Raw genomic sequence first — 16,355 nt, 5'->3', positions numbered from 1 at the left:
TCAGGCGCTCCGCGGCCGCATGTGCCGCAGATAGCGCCGCTCCAGCATCCGGAAGAGCCCCACGAGCACGAAAGTGATTGCCATGTAGAGCAGCGCGGCGGTCAGGATGCCTTCGTAGGCAAGGTAGAAGCGCGCGTTGAGGGTGCGCCCTACCCCGAGAATGTCCTGCAGCGTGATGACACTCGCCACCGCCGAGCCATGCAGCATGAAGACCACTTCATTGCCGTATTGCGGCAGCGCGCGGCGCAGGGCGGAGGGGATCAGCACGAGGAAATCCCGCTGGCGTGGCGAGAGCCCGAGGGCCATGGCGGCCTCTGCCTCGCCCTTTGGCGTCGTCTCGACCGCGCCGCGGATGATCTCGGTCGCATAGGCGCCGGAATTGAGCGAAAAGGCGATGAGCGCACACCACCAGGGATCGCGCAGGACGAGCCAAGCCCAGCTTTCGCGAACGAAGGCGAACTGCGAAAGCCCGTAGTAGATCAGGTAGGTCTGCACCAGCAGGGGCGTGCCGCGGAACAGGTAGACGTAGCCCTGGAGGAGCGGCGACCAGAAACGCTGCCGCCGCGCCCGCGCGAGCCCGGCGGGCAGCGCAATGCAGAAGCCGATCAGAAGCGCGAGCAACGTGAGCTGAAGCGTCATCCAGACGCCCGCGGCGAAAAGCGTCCAGTTCGCAAGGATCAGGTCAACGCGCATGGGCGAGCGGCACCGCATAGCGGCGCTCCATTGCTTCGAAAAGCGTTGTCGAAATCCAGGTGATGAAGAGATAGACCGCCAGAACCGCCATGTAGAAGATGAAGGGCTCGCGCGCGGTCTTGCCCGCCTCGTTGGCGATGCCGACGAGATCCTCGAGCCCGATCACCGAGACGACCGCGGTCGATTTCACCAGAACCTGCCAGACGTTGGCATATCCCGGCAGCGCGAAGCGGATGAGCTGCGGGATGGTGACGTTCCAGTGCAGCGCAAAGCCCCGAAGGCCGAGCGCCTGCGCCGCTTCGACCTGGCCGTGCGGAATGGTCTGGTAGGCGCCGCGAAAGGTCTCGGTGAGATAGGCGCCATAGATGAACGCGATCGCGACGACGCCGGCCCAGAAGGGCGAAAGCGAGACCGGACCGAGCCCGAGGAAGCTCGCGAGATTGTTGAGCAGCCTCTGGCCGCCGAAATAGACAAGAAGAAGCAGCACCAGATCCGGGATGCCGCGCACCAGCGTCGTGTAGAGCAGCACCGCACCGCTTGCGAGGGGCCGCCGGCTGATCCGCCCTGCCGCGCCGAGCGCGCCGAAGAGCGTTGCGAACAGGAGCGAGATCAGCGCCAGCGCCACCGTCACCAGCACCCCGTTCAGGAGCAGGGGCACATAGCGGATCAGGTTCTCCATCGCGCCTCCGGTCCCTGAGGCGCTACCGGTACCGTGCCCGGATCACTCTCCATAGATGTCGAAGTCGAAATACTTCCCCGAGATGTCATCGTAGACGCCGCTCTCGCGGATCGCTGCGATGGCCCCGTTGAGCTGCTCGCGCAGGTCGTTGTCCTCCTTGCGCACACCGATGCCGACCCCCTCGCCATGGATCGCCGGATCGAGATGCGGCTCGCCGAAGAAGGCATAGTCAGCGCCCTGCGGCGTCTCGAGGAATCCAAGCGACAGGACGACGCTGTCGGCCATCACCGCATCGAGCCGCCCCGCAATCAGGTCGAGATTGGCCTCGTCCTGCGAGCCGTAGAGCACGATATCGGCGTCCGGATAGTGCGCCTCGGCAAAAGGCTGGTGCACGGTGCCCCGCTGCACGCCAAGCCGTTTGCCCGCGAGCCCCTCGGGGCTGTCCACGAGATCGGTGCCCTTCGCGGCCACGAGGCGCGCGGGTGTGTTGTAGTATTTGTCGGTGAAGGAGATCACCTGCGCCCGGTCCGGGGTGATCGACATCGAGGCGACGATCGCATCGCATTTCTTCTCGAGCAGCGCCGGGATGATGCCATCCCAGTCGACCTTCACCATCTCGCATTCGACGTTCATCTCGTCGCAGAGCGCGTTGGCGATATCCACGTCGAAGCCGACGAGCGTGCCGTCGTCGGCAAGTTCGGAGAATGGGGGATAGGCCCCCTCGATGCAGATGTTGAGAGCCAGCGCCGGACCGGCGGCACTCAGACAGAGGATCGAGGCGACGCTGGCCAGGATGCGCTTCATAGGCTTTCTCCAGAATGCATGTCCGGGTCAGCCTAGTCGGGATGTCCCGCGCGTCAAGGGACTTGCCCGGTCTCGGCCCGCCGCGAAGAATCCCGGACAAGCGCGCCCACGCGCAGAGGTTTCACGCCAGATGGCACCATGCTCGGCCACCGAACGGAAGCCCATGAGCTCAAATGCGTCGGGGTCGGGCATATGGACGCCCTTCGTGTGCCTGCGTTCGAACATGCAGGCGGTGGACGCCGCATCGGCAGCCGGGGGCGGGGCGCTTGAAGGCGCCTCGCCCGGCCTGGAGCGCGGTCTCCTCGGCGGAGACTCCGCGGCGGGACCAGGTCGGTTGGAGCAGGAAACGACCGTATGGAATCGATATGGAATGCGTATGGAATCTATATGGCAACTTGCCATACGCCGCGGCCGCGGCTCAGAGCACCACGAACCATGCGAAGAGCGTGCCGATGACCGGAAGCGCCAGCGGCAGCGTGCGCGCGAGGAGCACCTCGTCGTCGGCCTCGAGACAGTCCATGGGCAGGCCGAGCACCCGCTGGCGCCGCCGGATCAGCCCCTCGAAGATGCGCGAGACGAGCGGCCCGGTGGTCGTGAGCACCGCCAGCACCGCGAGATGCACCGACTGCATGTCGAGCGCGAGGCAATAGAGCATCAGCGCGGCAACGAAGGCTACCATCGCGAGGATATGCCCGAGGATCAGGCGCTTCAGTTCGGGGCGGATGTGCATGGGCTGCTTTGTCCTCTCCTGTCCTGAAGAGGAGTTCGGAGGAAAGGTGGCCCCTGTTACCGCTCCCAGACGCACCGTCGCCGTGTCTGTGGCGCGGCGGGCGGCGGCGACGCTCTCGCCGATTGTCCGGCCCTCCCGGAGACGTTCGGCGCTGAAGGGAGCTGCGGGCGCGCCTCGGGCCTGTTTCCTTGTGTCACAGGCTCGCTGCCGCGCCAGGACCGCCTGCGCCATTTTGCCCCTCGTTCCCGACGGGGCGCGAACACGGGTGGCGCGAGGCTTGCGTTCGGGCCGGGTTTTCGTCAGGAGCGGAGGCATGCAGGATCCAACCGCCCTCGTGATCGGCGGCGGCCCGGCCGGGCTGATGGCCGCCGGGATGCTCGCCGGGCCAGGCCGCCGCGTGCTGATCGCGGAGGCGATGCCCTCGCTTGGGCGCAAGCTTCTGATGGCGGGGAAGTCCGGGCTCAATCTCACCAAGGACGAGCCGCTGGAGGCGTTTTGCGCGGCCTATCCGGAAGGGGGCGGCGGGCTTTCTCCGATGCTCGCCGACTTCGGGCCGGAGGCGGTGCGGGCCTGGGCCGACGGGCTCGGAGCGGCCTGTTTCACCGGCACCTCGGGCCGGGTTTTCCCGGCGGCGATGAAGGCTTCGCCGCTGCTCCGGGCCTGGCTCGCGCAGCTCGCCGAGGCGGGCGTGGACTGGCGCACGCGCTGGCGCTGGACCGGCTGGGAGGGCGAGGCCTTCCGCTTCGAGACGCCGGAAGGGCCACGGCTCATCCGGGCCGAGGTGACGGTTCTGGCCCTCGGCGGTGCATCCTGGCCGCGGCTCGGTTCGGACGCAGCCTGGACGGAATGGCTTGCCGCGCGGGGCGTGGCGCTGGCCCCCTTCCGCGCCGCGAACGTGGGCCATGGCGCGCGCTGGTCGGAGCACATGGCGAAGCATTTCGGGGCGGCGGTGAAGCCCGTGGCGCTGAGCGCGGGCGGGCGGCGGGTGCGGGGCGAGTTCGTCGTGACGGCGCGCGGAGTCGAGGGCGGCGGCATCTATGCACTGGGAAGCGAGCTCGGCCGGGGCGCGACGCTCTCGCTCGATCTGCTGCCAGACCTTGCGGGAGCCGAGGTGGCCGCGCGGGTCGCCCGGCCGCGCGGGCGGCTCAGCCTTGCCAATCACCTGCGGCGGCGACTCGGGCTTCCGCCGGTGAAGATCGCGCTGCTCCGGGAGTGCGCCCCGGAGGCGCTTGCCGCGCCCGAGACGACGGCGGCGGCCCTGAAGGCCCTGCCGCTGCCGCTCACCGGGCCCCATCCGATCGCCGAGGCGATTTCCTCGGCGGGCGGGGTCTGCCGGGAGGCGCTCGATTCGGGGCTGATGCTCCACGCGCTGCCCGGGGTCTTCTGCGCCGGCGAGATGCTCGACTGGGACGCACCGACCGGGGGCTACCTGCTGACGGCCTGTCTCGCGACCGGCCGCTGGGCGGGGCGCGCGGCCGCGGCGCGGCTGGCGGAGCGGACCACGGGTTGAAGCCCGGCGCCCGTCTTGGTACCCTTTCAGGCCCACGCATTTCAACTACAGAGACAGAAACATGACCCTCCAGGCCGCATTCCGGCATTTCATGGTCCTCGCCCTGGTCTGTCTCCTGAGCCTTGCCGCAGCGCCGCGGCTCATGGCGCAGGCGGCAGATGGCGGCGACGCGGCGCAACCTTCCGCGGAGGCTCCGGCGGCGGAGCCCGAGGCGGGCGAGGCACCGGCGGATGAGGCCGAGGCCGAGGCTGCGCCGGACCTGAACCCGGGCCTGACCAGCCCCGACACCGATCAGGCGGCCTTCGTCCTGCTGCTCCAGCCGCTTACCCAGGACGATCTCGCCAAGCTCGCCGATATATGGCTCGGCATTGTCAAGCACGACACCGAGCAGGTGGTCGACGCGCAGATCGCGGCGATGGGCGACAAGGGGGAGGATGCCGCCGCGCAGATCGAGCCCCTGACAGACACCCGCAACGCGGCCTTCACGAAATACGCCGCGGTGCTCGACGCCTGGGAGAAGAAGGGCGGCGATGCGGCGACGATCGCGCCTTACCGCAGCTACCGCAGCGCCATCATCATCGAGGAAAAGCGCAACGCGACGATCGAGACGCTGGCGCTGGAGGCCTGGCACTGGGCGATCGATCGGGAGGGCGGGCTGCATTTCGTGGTGCAGGGCGCGATCATCATCGGGGCGCTGCTGGCGCTGGTGATCGTGGCGGGCACAGTGCGGCGGATCGCGCGGCGGGGCGTGGGGCGGATCCCCAACCTCTCCAAGCTGCTTCAGGCCTTCATCGTGATGATCATCTACTGGCTCACCATCGCGATCGGGCTCATGGTCGTGCTCTCGAGCCTCGGGATCGACATCACGCCGGTCTTCGCCCTGATCGGTGGCGCCTCCTTCATCATGGCCTTCGCGATGCAGGACACGCTCGGCAATCTCGCCGCGGGGCTGATGATCATGATCAACCGTCCGTTCGACGAGGGCGACTACGTGGATATCGGCGGGGTCGCGGGCACGGTGAAGTCGGTCTCCATCGTCTCGACCATGGTCACGACGCCGGACAATCAGGTGATCGTGGTGCCGAACTCCAAGGTCTGGGGCAATGTCATCACCAACGTGACGGCGAGCCCGACCCGGCGCGTCGATCTGGTCTTCGGCATCGGCTATGACGACTCGATCGAGGCGGCGCAGACGGTGCTGGAGCGCGTGGTGGCGGAGCATCCGATGGTGCTCTCCGATCCGGCGCCGACGATACGGGTGAATGCGCTTGGCGCAAGCTCGGTCGATTTCATCTGCCGGCCCTGGGTGCGGGGCGCCGATTACTGGACCGTCTACTGGGATCTGACGCGGCAGGTGAAGCAGGCCTTCGACGCCGAAGGGATCAGCATCCCCTATCCGCAGACCGACATGCATTTGCATGTCGCGGGTGGCGCGGCGGCCCCGGCTGCCCTGCCCCTCGGTCCGGCCGCCGCCGGGACAGGCCGCCCGACCGGTGCGAAAGACTATGCCGCCGGGGACGATGGCCACGGCGACGACGACGATACCTCGGGGAGCTGAAACGAAACCGCGGCGCCCGGGGTATCCCGCGGCGCCGCGTCATGATCGCATCCGGCGGGCGCGCGATCCCCAGGGGACGCCGCCCGTTTGCGTTTCAGGTCAGGCGCTGAGACCGCCCCCGGCCGCAACGAAGGGCGCGGCCTCATAGCCGAGCGCGCGGCAGATGTCGAAGCTGAGGTCGGGGTTGTTCAGCGTGTAGAAATGCAGGTGATCCACGCCCTCGGCGATCAGACCGGTGCACTGCTCCGCCGCAAGCGAGACCGAGAGGAGATAGGCGTCTTCCTCGGTATCGGCGCGCTCGAAGGCCTTGTGCATCCACTCCGGCACGCTTGCCTGGCAGCGTCCGGCGAAATTCAGCATCTTCGCGAAGTTCTCGACCGGCAGGATACCGGGGAAGATCGGCGCGCTGATGCCCGCCTTGGCGCAGGCATCGCGGAAACGCAGGAAATCGGCGTTGTGGAAGAAGAACTGCGTGATCGCGTTCGACGCGCCGGCGTCAATCTTGCGCTTCAGGTTGTCGATATCTGCGGCAAGGCTCACCGCCTCGGGATGCGCCTCCGGATAGGCGGCGACGGAAATCTCGAATCCGCCGAGATCGCGCAGCGCCGCGACAAGCTCGGCGGCGGACGCGAAGCCCTCGGGATGGGGCGTGAAGCGGGTCTCGCCCTTGGGCGGATCGCCCCGGAGCGCCACGATCCGCCGCACCCCGAGCTTCGCATAGCCCTGCGCCACGGCAAGCGTTTCGGCGCGGCTGGCACCGACGCAGGTCAGATGGCCCGCGACATTGAGCCGCGCGCGGTCCACAATGGTCTGGATCGCGGCATTGGTGCGCTCGCGCGTCGTTCCGCCCGCGCCATAGGTCACCGAGACGAATTGCGGCGCAAGCGGTGCGAGCCGCTCGACCGAACGCCAGAGGCGCAGGCTGGCCGTGGGGGAATGTGGGGGGAAAAACTCGAAGGAAAGACTCGGGAGAGTCTGTGCAGAGTTGGTCATGGTGCTCCGGTCCGAACCGTCAATGATAATAGCGCGCGGAGAATACGTCGGGACCGGTTTTCCGGCAACGATTATCTTTGGTTGCGATTGACGAGGGGTTACGCCTCGTGCAACCGCTTTGGAAAGCGCCCGACGCCGCCAGTTGCGGCCGCGCCGGGCCATCCGGGAGAGGCCGGCGCGATTCGCTCTGCCGGCGGGGAGGCGCGCGATGCCCGAGGTCACCATCGTCTACTGGCGGGACATTCCGGCCCAGGTCATCGTCGGGCGCGGGCGGGCGGCGGCGAAGCGGGCTCTGCCCGATCGCTTCGTGCAGGCCATAGACCGCGCCGCGATGAAGGCCGGGCTCACGGAAAGCGATGCCTATCTGGCCGAATGGCGGCGTGGTACGCCGAGGGAGGTCGAAGGTGACGCGGGGGATGTCGCTTCCAGCGAAGCCGCACGGCTCGATTCGGCGTTCCCTCAGGATGTGCTCGCCGCGCTCGTCGAAAATGGCGGCCGGGCTTCTCGCCCGATCTGATCCCCGGGAAAGGACATCATGGCCAGGATACTCTCCTTCTCGCGCAAGCCCGCCCTCGCCCCCACCCACACCGAGGCGGCGGCCATCGCGGCCTTCACGAACGACTTCTCGATCGAGGTCATGCCGCGCACTGCGTCGAAGATCGAGGATTTCCGGGCGATCCTGCCCGCGGGCACCCGCGTTTATGTCGCCCATATCGACGGGGTGGATTTTTCCGAAATGCTGGCAACCGCCCGGCGGCTGCGGGCGGAAGGCTTCGAGGTCATGCCGCATTTCCCGGCCCGCGGCATTCGTGACCGGGCCGAGCTCGAGGCGCGGATTGCGGCCTATGCCGAGGCGGACGTGCGCTCGGCACTGGTGATTGCCGGCGGCATCACCGAGCCGCGCGGGGCCTTCAGCGATTCCATGCAGCTGCTGGAGACCGGGCTTTTCGACAGATACGGCTTCACCGACCTGCACGTCGCGGGGCACCCGGAGGGCAGCCGCGACATCGACCCGGATGGCGGTGCGCAGGCGGTGATGGCCGCGCTGCGCTGGAAATCGGCGTTTCGCGCGCGGACGGATGCCCGAATGGCGATCGTCACCCAGTTCTGCTTCGAGCCCGAGCCGGTGATTGCCTGGGCCGAGGCGTTGCGCGCGGGTGGGGTCGGGCTGCCGATCCATATCGGCATCGCGGGGCCTGCAAAGCTCCAGACCATGATCCGCTTCGCAATGGCGTGCGGCGTCGGCCCTTCGCTGCGCGTGCTCCAGCGCCGGGCGGCGGATCTCACCCGCCTCATGACGCCTTTCGAACCGACCGAGATGCTGGCGGCCCTTGCCCGGCACAAGGCGGCGCATCCGGACTTTCCGATCGAGCGGGTGCATTTCTTTCCGCTCGGCGGCATCGGCGCCACCGCGGACTATGCCGGACGGCTCAGACCCGAGCGCGCGCGCGTTCGCGCATGACGCGGGTCGGGGCGCTCCTCTTCGATCTCGACGGGACGCTGGTGCATTCCGACCCGCTGCACTTCGCGGTGTTTCAGGAGCTCCTTGGCGAATACGGCATCGAGCTCGACTGGGAGACCTTCCAGACCAAGATCAGCGGGCGGACGAACGAACTCGTCCTGCCGGATTTTCTGCCCGAGCTTGCAGCCGAGCATGCCGCGATCGGCGACCGCAAGGAGGCGATGTTCCGCGCGCGCCTTTCGGCGCGCGTGGATCCCATGCCGGGGATCGAGACGCTGCTTGACCGGGCCGAGGCCGAGGGCATCCGGGTGGCCGTGGTGACGAACGCCCCGCGCGAGAACGCCGTCGCGATGCTCGCCGCCACCGGGCTCGCACCGCGCTTCCCGCTGGTGATCGCGGGCGGCGATGCCGCCTGGCCGAAGCCCAACCCCGCCCCGTACCGTCTGGCGATGGTCAAGCTCGGGCTGACTCCGGAGTTTTCGGTGGTCTTCGAGGATTCGCTCGCCGGGCTTGCGGCCGGCCGGGCCTCGGGTGCGCATGTCTTTGGACTTGCCTCGAGCCTCGATCCCGACGCCCTGCTCGCAGCGGGCGCCCATGTGGCCATCACCGATTTCAACGACCCCGCCCTTCACGCCCATCTCGATCAGGCAAAGGTTCGCACCACATGACCCGAACGATCGTCGAATCCCGGACCCGCACCGCCATCATCGGCTTCGACCAGCCTTTCTGCGTGATCGGCGAGCGCATCAACCCGACCGGGCGCAAGGCGCTGGCCGCGCAGCTCGAAGCGGGCGATTTCTCCACTGTCGAGAAGGATGCGCTGGAACAGGTCGCCTGCGGCGCCACCATGCTCGATGTGAACGCAGGCGTCGTCTACAATTCGAACCCCGATCCGAACGTGACCGAGCCGCCGCTGATGCGGCAGATGATCGAACTGGTGCAGGGGCTGGTCGATGTGCCGCTCTGCATCGACTCGAGTGTCCCCGCGGCGCTGGAAGCGGGGCTCGCCGCTGCGGCGGGGCGGCCGCTGCTCAATTCCGTCACCGGCGAGGAGGAGCGGCTCGAGCGGGTGCTGCCGCTGGTGAAGAAATACAATGTTCCGGTGGTCGCGATCTCGAACGACGACAGCGGGATCTCGGAAGACCCGGACGTGCGTTTTGCCGTCGCGAAGAAGATCGTCGAGCGCGCGGCGGATTTCGGCATTCCGGCCCATGACATCGTGGTCGATCCGCTGATGATGCCCGTGGGGGCAATGGCGACCGCGGGGCTTCAGGTCTTTGCGCTCGTGCGGCGGCTGCGCGAGGAGCTCGGGGTCAACACGACCTGCGGCGCCTCCAACGTCTCCTTCGGGCTGCCGAACCGGCACGGGATCAACGCGGCCTTCCTGCCGATGGCGATCTGCGCCGGCATGACCTCGGCGATCATGAACCCGGTGCGTCCGCAGGAGATGGAGGCGGTGCGCGCGGCGAACCTTCTCATGGCGAACGATCCGCATGGCGCGGCTTGGATCCGGGCGAACAAGCCCGCGGCCGCCGAGGGCGCGACACCCGAAGGGGCACGGGCCGGGCGGGAGAACCGCCGGCGGCGGCGGGCGTGAGCGGCGGCCGGCCCTGGCGGGCCGGACCGGATGGGCTCGAGCTTGCGGTCCGGCTCACGCCGCGCGGCGGGCGGGCCGGAATCGAGGGGGTGATGGAACAGGACGGCATGGCCTGTCTCAGGGTGCGTGTCTCCGCTCCGCCCGTCGATGGCGCCGCCAACAAGGCGCTCGTCGTATTCCTTGCCAAGACCCTCGGCGTTGCACGCTCGGACATCAGCTTCATTGCCGGGGAGAAGGCGCGCATCAAGCGGCTGCGTATCGCGGGCGACGAGGTTGCGGCGCGGCTCGAAGCGCTCTGCAACGGGTGCTGAGGCTCCAGAATGCGGAAGGCCCGCCCCATTGACAGGGGCGGGCCTTGCGGATCGGAAAGGTTCGGGGGCCGCTCAGTGCAGCTTCGAACCGACTTCCTTGATCGAGGCATCGATCATCGCGTTGACGTCGGCAGCCTTCATCTTGTCGCGGATCACGTCGCCCGCCGCGGCGATGGCCACGGTGACGGCACGGTCCTTGACCTGACGGATCGCGGCCTGTTCGGCGGCCTTGATCTGTTCGCCCGCGGTGGTGAGGCGCCGGTCGACGGCGGCACGGATATCCGCCTTCGCCGTTTCCGCCGCCTGGGCCGCCTCGCTCCGCGCAGCCTTGACGATCTCGTCGGCCTGGATCTGGACTTCGCGCTGACGGCGCTCGTATCCCGCGAGAAGGGTCTGAGCCTCCTCGCGCAGGGCCCGGGCTTCCTCGAGATCCGCCTTGATCGAGGCGGCACGCGCATCGAGCTTGGAGGCGAGGAGCTTCGGGACGCCGTAGTAGATCACCACGCCCACGAAAAGGATGAAGCCGATCGAGACGACGATGTTGGTGTTGTTGAGAAAGTCCATCGCCCTACCCCTTCAGCCGGCTGCTGACGGCCGAATCCACCGCAGCGGCGTCGGCCTTCTTGCCCGGCAGGATTGCTGCGACGATCTCGGCGGCGGTCTCCTTGGCGACCTCCTCGACACTGCGCGCAGCACTCTCGCGGATCTCGCCGATCCGGGCCTCGGATTCCGCGGCTTTCGCCGCGATCTCCGCATCGGCCTTCGCCAGGAGCACCGCGGTTTCCTTGCCGACCTGAGCCTTGGTATCGGCCGCGATCTTCTGGGCTTCCTCGCGCGCCTTGGCCAGCGCAGCGTTGTAGGCGGCCTCGGCTTCCTCGGCACGGCGCTTGTAGAGCTGTGCCTGTTCGAGATCGCTCGAGATCGCGTCGCTTCGTTCGGCCAGAACACTGGTGATCCGCGGAATGGCCACGCGGCTCAGGATCAGATACAGCAGAACGATCGAGACGATCAGCCAGAAGATCAGGTTCGGGAAGATCGAGACGTCGAGCTGCGGCATGCCGGCTTCGGCGTGTTCAAGAACCTCGGCCCCGAGTGTATCATTTGCCATGTGTCACTCCGTCCAGAAGCCGCGCGGGCAGAGCCCGCACGGCGGATAACGTTTGCCGATCAGACGGCGAACATCAGGAGGAGGGCAACCAGGAACGAGAAGATGCCGAGAGCTTCTGCAAAGGCGATGCCGATGAAGAGCGTCGCGGTCTGCTCACCGGCGGCAGCCGGGTTGCGCAGGGCGCCCGCGAGGAAGTTGCCGGCGACGTGGCCGATACCGATGCCGGCGCCGCCCATCCCCGTGCAGGCCAGGCCCGCGCCGATGAACTGACCCATTTCAGCGATATTGCCTTCCATCTTGAAGCTCCTTTGGATTGGAATGGCGGAAATTCTGGATATGACGTCCGGGCTCAGTGGCCCGGATGCAGCGCGTCGTTGAGGTAGACGCACGTCAGGATCGCGAAGACGTAAGCCTGAATGAACGCCACCAGGACCTCGAGGCCGTAGATGGCCGAGATCGCAACGATCGGAAGAACGGCACCGACACCCAGGGCACCGGCGAAGCCCGCGAACACCTTCAGCACCGCGTGGCCGGCCATCATGTTGCCGCCAAGTCGGATGGAGTGGCTGACGGGGCGCACGAAGTAGGAGATGACCTCGATCACCGCGAGCACGATACGCAGCGCCACGGTCGGCGCGGAGGACACCCAGAAGAGGTTGAAGAAATGCGTGCCGTGCTTGACGAAACCGATCACCGTGACGGTCACGAAGACCGCGACCGCAAGCACCGCCGTCACGGCGATGTGCGAGGTGGGCGCGAAGCTCGTCGGGATGATCGCGAGCACGTTGGCGAAGAGGATGAAGAGGAAGAGGGTCAGGATGTAGGGGAAGTATTTCGCTCCTTCCTTGCCGGCGACGTCCTCGACCATCTTGCGGGTAAAGCCGAACACCACTTCGGCGGCGGACTGGCCGCGGGAGGGGATCAGGGCCCGGCCGCGGGTGCCGAAGACCATGAAGAGCGTGATGGCAAGAACCGTGATCAGCATCCAGAGTGTCGCATTGGTGGGCGTGTACCAGTGCACCGCGCCATCACCAAAGAGCGGATGGACCTTGAACTGTTCCATCGGGTGGATGTTGAAGCCGTTGCCGCCGTGTTCCGCTTCGCCTGCCATCGTCGCTCTCTCAGCCCTCTCCTGGACCCGACGGGTCCGTTTCATCCGTGCGGCCCTCGGGGCCGGTTTTGCCCGAGCCGCCCAAGCGTGCACCCTCGGCCCGTTTTTCCCGCACCTCTTCGGCGGTGCGGATCATCGTACGCACCCCGGCCGCGAAGCCGAGAAGGGCGAACACCACCAGAAAGGCCGGCCGTGTTCCGAACAGGCTGTCGAGCCCGTATCCGATCGCCAGCCCGAGCAGCATCCCCGCGACGAGCTCGGTCACCATGCGCCAGGCGAGCGAGCTCTGGGTGTACTTCTCTCCGGCGCTGCTACCCTTGCCGGGAGCCTCGCCGGAAGACCTGGCTGCGTGGATCCGGTGTTCGAGGGCCTTCATGCGTTCGGAAAAGGATTCCTCTTCCATCGCCTTGTTTGCCCCTCGCTTCCCGTCGTTGCGTCCCCAAGCCCTGTACTGACTTTTGCGAGGGTCTTAAAGCAATCGTGAAAGGTCTGTCAAGCAAACCGGGCCCTTGCCAAAAACATGCAAGATATTGTTTTAAAACCAATATCTCTCGAGATGAGATTCCGCCGCAGGGTTATTTTGCGGCTTTGCAGCGTAATTCGGGTGCGCGGGCCTTCCGAGTCACTCATTCAACCAGATGGTTGATCTTACATTCAACCAAGTCGTTGACTTTTCAGGGTGATAGGAGAACTGTCCGCGCATGGAGCCTCGCACCGATCCCGACCTCGATCTCGTCTTCGCCGCCCTCGCCGATCCGACCCGTCGGGCGCTGCTTCGGGTGCTGCTGGACGGCGAGCAGAGCGTCAGCGATCTGGCGGAGCCACTGCCCATGTCGCTCGCCGCCGTCTCGAAGCATCTCCAGATCCTCGGGCGCGCAGGGCTGGTGAGCCAGGTGCGCGAGGGCCGCGTGCGGAGCTGCCGGCTCGAGCCCGACGCGCTGGCGGCAGCCTTTGTCTGGATGCAGGGGTTCGGCGCCTTTGCGACAGCGGATTACGACGCGCTGGAGCGGCTTCTGGACGCGGCCCTCGGCGAGGAGGGCGTGGTCAACGAGGTGGAGGGGCCCGACGAGGAAGAGGCGATGCTCCGGCGCACCGACGGTGGTTGAGGCGGAGGGCCTCCTCCTCGCGCGGAGGCGGAGGCCCGATCGCGATCAGATGCCGACCGCGACGATCGCCTTGGCGAGCTTGTCGAGCCCGTCGGCCGGCAGGCCCGCGATATTGATGCGGCCCGTGCCCACCATGTAGACGCCATGCTCCTCGCGCAGCTTCGCCACCTTCTCGAGCGTGCCGCCGAGCTGGGTGAACATGCCGCGGTGCACGGCGATGTAGTCGAAGCGGTCGGAATTCGCCTCGCGGCGCAGCGCCTCGGCGAGCCCCTTGCGGAGCGTGAGCATGTTGAGGCGCATGTCCTCAAGCTCGGCGATCCAGTCGGCACGGAGTTCCGCATCATGGAGGATGAGCGAAACGACCTTGGCGCCGTGATCCGGCGGGAAGGAGAAGTTCAGCCGGTTGAGGGCTCCGATGTTGGCCTCGGTCACCTTCGCCGCTTCGGCGTCCTTGCCGATGACGATGGCCGCGCCGACGCGGTCGCGGTAAAGGCCGAAGTTCTTCGAGCAGCTCGCGGCGAGCATCACTTCGGGCAGGGTCGCGGCGAGATGCCGGAGCCCGGCGACGTCCTCCTCGAGCCCGTCGCCGAAGCCCTGATAGGCGAGGTCAACGAAGGGCACGAGGCCCTGCTCGCCGATCTGGGCGGTCAGCGCCTGCCACTGCTCGAGGCTGAGATTGGCGCCCGTCGGGTTGTGACAGCACCCGTGCAGGATCACCACATCGCCCGCCTTTGCGGCCTTGAGGTCCTCGCACATCGCCTCGAAGCTCACGGCCCCCGCCTCGGCATCGTAGTAGCGGTAGGTCTTCGCCGCGAGGCCGACATGGGCGAGAATCTGCGGGTGGTTCGGCCAGGTGGGATCGGAATACCAGACCGTGGCATCGGGCGTCGCGCGCTTCACGAGCTCGGCGAGCTGGCGCACCGCTCCGGTGCCGCCCGGCGTCTGACCGCCGCCGATACGTTCGGGCGCGACGGAATCGCCGAGGATCAGGCCGGCCATGCCGGTGACGAAGCTCTTGTCGCCCAGCACGCTGAGATAGGTCTTTGTCTCCTGCTCCTTCCAGAGCCGGTGCTCGGCGGCCTTGACCGCCCGCATGATCGGCGTGGACCCCTGCGGGTCCTTGTAGACGCCGACGCCGAGATCGAGCTTCTCGGTGCGCGGATCGGCGGCATACATGCCGATGAGCTGGATGATCTTGTCGGGAGGGGGCGCCTTGAGGGCTTCGAACATGTTCGGTCTCCGGGGTCAAACGCCGATGAGGTCGCGGTCGCGGGTGAGCACGCGGCGGAGGGTTACTCGCCGCTCCGGCGAAAAGCCGGCCTTCTGGTAGAGCGCCAGGGCACGGGGATGGTCGAGCGTGTTGGTGCTGACCGTGACGCGCCGGGTGCCCGGGCGGTCCCAGGCCATGTGGACCGCCGTCTCGAGCAGGAAGCCGCCGAACCGATGGCCGATCACGTCCGGGACGAGACCGAAATAGGCGATCTCGCAGGTTCCGGGCTCGCGCGCGTCGAGAAGGAAGAAGCCATGCGGCCAGCCCGCGCGGAGGAAGGTGTAGAGCGTGACGGCCGGATCGCCGAGGTAGGATTGCAGCTCCTCCGTCGGGCGCTCGAACTGGTCCGTCCACTCATACTCCTGGCCCACGGTGCCGTAGAGCGAGAGGAAATACCAGGGCGGCGGATTATCGGCGGCGATGAGCGCGGAGGTCGGGCCCGCGGGGATGTGTGGGCGGGGATAGGACGGCCTTTCCTCCATCGCGAGATGGGTCACGATGTAGTCGACGACGTCGCCGGCGCGGTGCTTCATCCCTTTTCCACCTTCAGATCCGCGTAGGCGCCCCATTCCGCCCAGGAGCCGTCGTAGAGCGCGTGATTGCGGTTGCCGAGCCTTTCGAGCGCGAGCGAGAGGATCGCCGCGGTGACGCCGGAGCCGCAGGTGGTGATCGCGGGGCGCGCCACATCGACGCCCGCGGCCTCGAAGATCGCGCGGAGCTTCTCCGGCGATTTCATCGTTCCGTCCGAATTGAGCAGCGCCGCGTAATGGACGTTCTTCGCACCGGGGATATGGCCCGAACGCAGTCCCGGACGCGGCTCCGCCTCGGCACCGGTGAAGCGGCCGGGCGAACGGGCATCGATGATCTGCGCATCGCCGAGCTTGGCGCTCGAGGCAACCTGGGTCACGTCGCGCACGAGACCCGCATCGCGCCGGGCGGTGAAATGACGGTCGCGCGGAATCGGCGCGAGATCCTCGACCGGGCGCCCTTCGGACAGCCATTTCGGCAGACCGCCATCGAGCACCGCGACATCTTCCTTTCCGAACAGGCGGAAGAGCCACCACGCCCGGGCGGCGCTGAAAAGCCCCAGGCTGTCGTAGACGATGATGCGGTGGCCGTCGCCGATGCCGAGCGCGCGGACCCGCGAGATGAACTTCTCGACCGGCGGCGCCATATGCGGCAGGTCCGACTGGGTGTCTGCGATTTCATCGATGTCGAAGAACCGGGCACCCGGAATATGGCGGGCCTCGTATTCGGCGTGCGCGTTGCGGCCGGAGTCGGGCATGTGCCAGCTTGCATCCAGGATGCGGATGTCGGGGGCGTCGAGATGCGCCGCCAGCCAGTCCGTGGTCACCAGAAGCTTCGGATCACTACCTGCCATTCTCATTCCCGCCCGCGCAATTTTGTGACGAGACCACCGCAT

At 67.3% G+C, this 16,355-nt stretch carries 21 protein-coding genes; 8 read left to right on the top strand and 13 right to left on the bottom strand.

The genetic code is table 11. The features are described 5' to 3' along the window. From ACF66B_RS14975 to ACF66B_RS14960, 4 genes are all read right to left on the bottom strand, one after another. A complete protein-coding gene (locus tag ACF66B_RS14975) occupies positions 1 to 693 on the bottom strand; it encodes an ABC transporter permease subunit (protein ID WP_111430255.1) in 693 nt (230 codons plus the stop codon). After that, on the bottom strand, positions 683 to 1,372 hold the full coding sequence (locus ACF66B_RS14970) for an ABC transporter permease subunit (protein WP_111430073.1): 690 nt from the start codon (positions 1,370 to 1,372) through the stop codon (positions 683 to 685). The genes ACF66B_RS14975 and ACF66B_RS14970 overlap by 11 nt, the downstream gene beginning before the upstream one ends. Positions 1,373 to 1,414: 42 nt before the next feature. Continuing rightward, on the bottom strand, positions 1,415 to 2,176 hold the full coding sequence (locus ACF66B_RS14965; protein WP_111430072.1) for an ABC transporter substrate-binding protein: 762 nt from the start codon (positions 2,174 to 2,176) through the stop codon (positions 1,415 to 1,417). A 418-nt stretch (positions 2,177 to 2,594) separates the two neighbouring features. Beyond that, positions 2,595 to 2,906, bottom strand: coding sequence for a hypothetical protein (locus ACF66B_RS14960; protein ID WP_111430071.1), 312 nt, complete (start codon positions 2,904 to 2,906; stop codon positions 2,595 to 2,597). A 313-nt stretch (positions 2,907 to 3,219) separates the two neighbouring features. Between ACF66B_RS14960 and ACF66B_RS14955 the strand changes: the two genes are divergently transcribed. Then, positions 3,220 to 4,416 (top strand): TIGR03862 family flavoprotein, encoded by a 1,197-nt coding sequence (locus tag ACF66B_RS14955; protein ID WP_111430070.1) that lies wholly within the window; start codon positions 3,220 to 3,222, stop codon positions 4,414 to 4,416. 61 nt (positions 4,417 to 4,477) lie between these two features. Continuing rightward, entirely contained in the window at positions 4,478 to 5,974 is a 1,497-nt protein-coding gene (locus tag ACF66B_RS14950) for a mechanosensitive ion channel domain-containing protein (RefSeq protein WP_162683279.1), read from the top strand. A 99-nt stretch (positions 5,975 to 6,073) separates the two neighbouring features. Here the strand turns inward: ACF66B_RS14950 and metF are convergent, their stop codons facing one another. Further along, positions 6,074 to 6,967: a methylenetetrahydrofolate reductase [NAD(P)H] gene (metF, locus tag ACF66B_RS14945; protein WP_111430068.1), complete on the bottom strand. Its 894-nt coding sequence runs from the start codon at positions 6,965 to 6,967 to the stop codon at positions 6,074 to 6,076. A gap of 208 nt (positions 6,968 to 7,175) precedes the next feature. On the opposite strand from metF, the gene ACF66B_RS14940 reads away from it, so the two are divergent. From ACF66B_RS14940 to ACF66B_RS14920, 5 genes are read left to right on the top strand one after another with little or no spacing between them, the layout of a single operon-like run. Further along, the gene (locus ACF66B_RS14940) at positions 7,176 to 7,484 is read left to right on the top strand and encodes a virulence factor (RefSeq protein ID WP_111430067.1); all 309 of its coding nucleotides are present in this window, start codon (positions 7,176 to 7,178) and stop codon (positions 7,482 to 7,484) included. Between the two features lie 18 nt (positions 7,485 to 7,502). Continuing rightward, on the top strand, positions 7,503 to 8,429 hold the full coding sequence (locus tag ACF66B_RS14935; protein WP_111430066.1) for a methylenetetrahydrofolate reductase: 927 nt from the start codon (positions 7,503 to 7,505) through the stop codon (positions 8,427 to 8,429). After that, positions 8,426 to 9,097, top strand: a complete 672-nt coding sequence (locus ACF66B_RS14930) for an HAD family phosphatase (RefSeq protein ID WP_111430065.1) — start codon at positions 8,426 to 8,428, stop codon at positions 9,095 to 9,097. Before ACF66B_RS14935 ends, ACF66B_RS14930 begins: the two co-directional genes overlap by 4 nt. Further along, the gene (locus ACF66B_RS14925) at positions 9,094 to 10,026 is read left to right on the top strand and encodes a methyltetrahydrofolate cobalamin methyltransferase (RefSeq protein WP_111430064.1); all 933 of its coding nucleotides are present in this window, start codon (positions 9,094 to 9,096) and stop codon (positions 10,024 to 10,026) included. Before ACF66B_RS14930 ends, ACF66B_RS14925 begins: the two co-directional genes overlap by 4 nt. Further along, positions 10,023 to 10,337 carry a DUF167 family protein gene (locus tag ACF66B_RS14920; RefSeq protein WP_111430063.1) on the top strand — a complete coding sequence of 105 codons (315 nt, stop codon included), beginning with the start codon at positions 10,023 to 10,025 and terminating at the stop codon, positions 10,335 to 10,337. Before ACF66B_RS14925 ends, ACF66B_RS14920 begins: the two co-directional genes overlap by 4 nt. A 72-nt stretch (positions 10,338 to 10,409) precedes the next feature. Here ACF66B_RS14920 and ACF66B_RS14915 read toward each other — a convergent pair whose 3' ends face one another. From ACF66B_RS14915 to ACF66B_RS14895, 5 genes are read right to left on the bottom strand one after another with little or no spacing between them, the layout of a single operon-like run. Further along, a complete protein-coding gene (locus ACF66B_RS14915) occupies positions 10,410 to 10,901 on the bottom strand; it encodes an ATP F0F1 synthase subunit B (RefSeq protein WP_111430062.1) in 492 nt (163 codons plus the stop codon). 4 nt (positions 10,902 to 10,905) lie between these two features. Continuing rightward, positions 10,906 to 11,445 (bottom strand): F0F1 ATP synthase subunit B', encoded by a 540-nt coding sequence (locus tag ACF66B_RS14910; protein WP_111430061.1) that lies wholly within the window; start codon positions 11,443 to 11,445, stop codon positions 10,906 to 10,908. Positions 11,446 to 11,504: 59 nt separating this feature from the next. After that, complete coding sequence (locus ACF66B_RS14905; protein WP_111430060.1) at positions 11,505 to 11,741, bottom strand: F0F1 ATP synthase subunit C; 237 nt, start codon at positions 11,739 to 11,741, stop codon at positions 11,505 to 11,507. 53 nt (positions 11,742 to 11,794) lie between these two features. Next, positions 11,795 to 12,556, bottom strand: a complete 762-nt coding sequence (locus ACF66B_RS14900) for a F0F1 ATP synthase subunit A (RefSeq protein WP_111430059.1) — start codon at positions 12,554 to 12,556, stop codon at positions 11,795 to 11,797. A gap of 10 nt (positions 12,557 to 12,566) precedes the next feature. Beyond that, entirely contained in the window at positions 12,567 to 12,959 is a 393-nt protein-coding gene (locus ACF66B_RS14895) for an AtpZ/AtpI family protein (RefSeq protein WP_111430058.1), read from the bottom strand. Positions 12,960 to 13,257: 298 nt separating this feature from the next. Here ACF66B_RS14895 and ACF66B_RS14890 point away from each other — a divergent pair, with 298 nt between their 5' ends. Continuing rightward, a complete protein-coding gene (locus tag ACF66B_RS14890; protein WP_111430057.1) occupies positions 13,258 to 13,662 on the top strand; it encodes a metalloregulator ArsR/SmtB family transcription factor in 405 nt (134 codons plus the stop codon). A gap of 45 nt (positions 13,663 to 13,707) precedes the next feature. Here ACF66B_RS14890 and ACF66B_RS14885 read toward each other — a convergent pair whose 3' ends face one another. The 3 genes from ACF66B_RS14885 to sseA are packed head-to-tail and all read right to left on the bottom strand — an operon-like array spanning position 13,708 to position 16,313. After that, positions 13,708 to 14,892: an amino acid aminotransferase gene (locus tag ACF66B_RS14885; protein ID WP_111430056.1), complete on the bottom strand. Its 1,185-nt coding sequence runs from the start codon at positions 14,890 to 14,892 to the stop codon at positions 13,708 to 13,710. 15 nt (positions 14,893 to 14,907) lie between these two features. Next, entirely contained in the window at positions 14,908 to 15,465 is a 558-nt protein-coding gene (locus tag ACF66B_RS14880; protein ID WP_111430055.1) for a GNAT family N-acetyltransferase, read from the bottom strand. Continuing rightward, on the bottom strand, positions 15,462 to 16,313 hold the full coding sequence (sseA, locus tag ACF66B_RS14875) for a 3-mercaptopyruvate sulfurtransferase (protein ID WP_111430054.1): 852 nt from the start codon (positions 16,311 to 16,313) through the stop codon (positions 15,462 to 15,464). Before sseA ends, ACF66B_RS14880 begins: the two co-directional genes overlap by 4 nt. Positions 16,314 to 16,355 lie beyond the last annotated feature (42 nt).

Origin of the sequence: Amaricoccus sp. B4 (assembly GCF_043226085.1) — a bacterium.
Taxonomy (GTDB): Bacteria; Pseudomonadota; Alphaproteobacteria; order Rhodobacterales; family Rhodobacteraceae; genus Amaricoccus.
The sequence above is the reverse complement of the archived record's forward strand: the minus strand, read 5'-3'. Positions and strand labels throughout refer to the sequence as shown.

Excerpts from the sequence above, each read along its gene's own strand:
- ACF66B_RS14975 (WP_111430255.1), bottom strand. The coding sequence starts at position 693 with ATGCGCGTTGACCTGATCCTTGCGAACTGGACGCTTTTCGCCGCGGGC.
- ACF66B_RS14970 (WP_111430073.1), bottom strand. The coding sequence starts at position 1,372 with ATGGAGAACCTGATCCGCTATGTGCCCCTGCTCCTGAACGGGGTGCTG.
- ACF66B_RS14965 (WP_111430072.1), bottom strand. The coding sequence starts at position 2,176 with ATGAAGCGCATCCTGGCCAGCGTCGCCTCGATCCTCTGTCTGAGTGCC.
- ACF66B_RS14960 (WP_111430071.1), bottom strand. The coding sequence starts at position 2,906 with ATGCACATCCGCCCCGAACTGAAGCGCCTGATCCTCGGGCATATCCTC.
- ACF66B_RS14955 (WP_111430070.1), top strand. The coding sequence starts at position 3,220 with ATGCAGGATCCAACCGCCCTCGTGATCGGCGGCGGCCCGGCCGGGCTG.
- ACF66B_RS14950 (WP_162683279.1), top strand. The coding sequence starts at position 4,478 with ATGACCCTCCAGGCCGCATTCCGGCATTTCATGGTCCTCGCCCTGGTC.
- metF (WP_111430068.1), bottom strand. The coding sequence starts at position 6,967 with ATGACCAACTCTGCACAGACTCTCCCGAGTCTTTCCTTCGAGTTTTTC.
- ACF66B_RS14940 (WP_111430067.1), top strand. The coding sequence starts at position 7,176 with ATGCCCGAGGTCACCATCGTCTACTGGCGGGACATTCCGGCCCAGGTC.
- ACF66B_RS14935 (WP_111430066.1), top strand. The coding sequence starts at position 7,503 with ATGGCCAGGATACTCTCCTTCTCGCGCAAGCCCGCCCTCGCCCCCACC.
- ACF66B_RS14930 (WP_111430065.1), top strand. The coding sequence starts at position 8,426 with ATGACGCGGGTCGGGGCGCTCCTCTTCGATCTCGACGGGACGCTGGTG.
- ACF66B_RS14925 (WP_111430064.1), top strand. The coding sequence starts at position 9,094 with ATGACCCGAACGATCGTCGAATCCCGGACCCGCACCGCCATCATCGGC.
- ACF66B_RS14915 (WP_111430062.1), bottom strand. The coding sequence starts at position 10,901 with ATGGACTTTCTCAACAACACCAACATCGTCGTCTCGATCGGCTTCATC.
- ACF66B_RS14910 (WP_111430061.1), bottom strand. The coding sequence starts at position 11,445 with ATGGCAAATGATACACTCGGGGCCGAGGTTCTTGAACACGCCGAAGCC.
- ACF66B_RS14905 (WP_111430060.1), bottom strand. The coding sequence starts at position 11,741 with ATGGAAGGCAATATCGCTGAAATGGGTCAGTTCATCGGCGCGGGCCTG.
- ACF66B_RS14900 (WP_111430059.1), bottom strand. The coding sequence starts at position 12,556 with ATGGCAGGCGAAGCGGAACACGGCGGCAACGGCTTCAACATCCACCCG.
- ACF66B_RS14895 (WP_111430058.1), bottom strand. The coding sequence starts at position 12,959 with ATGGAAGAGGAATCCTTTTCCGAACGCATGAAGGCCCTCGAACACCGG.
- ACF66B_RS14890 (WP_111430057.1), top strand. The coding sequence starts at position 13,258 with ATGGAGCCTCGCACCGATCCCGACCTCGATCTCGTCTTCGCCGCCCTC.
- ACF66B_RS14885 (WP_111430056.1), bottom strand. The coding sequence starts at position 14,892 with ATGTTCGAAGCCCTCAAGGCGCCCCCTCCCGACAAGATCATCCAGCTC.
- ACF66B_RS14880 (WP_111430055.1), bottom strand. The coding sequence starts at position 15,465 with ATGAAGCACCGCGCCGGCGACGTCGTCGACTACATCGTGACCCATCTC.
- sseA (WP_111430054.1), bottom strand. The coding sequence starts at position 16,313 with ATGGCAGGTAGTGATCCGAAGCTTCTGGTGACCACGGACTGGCTGGCG.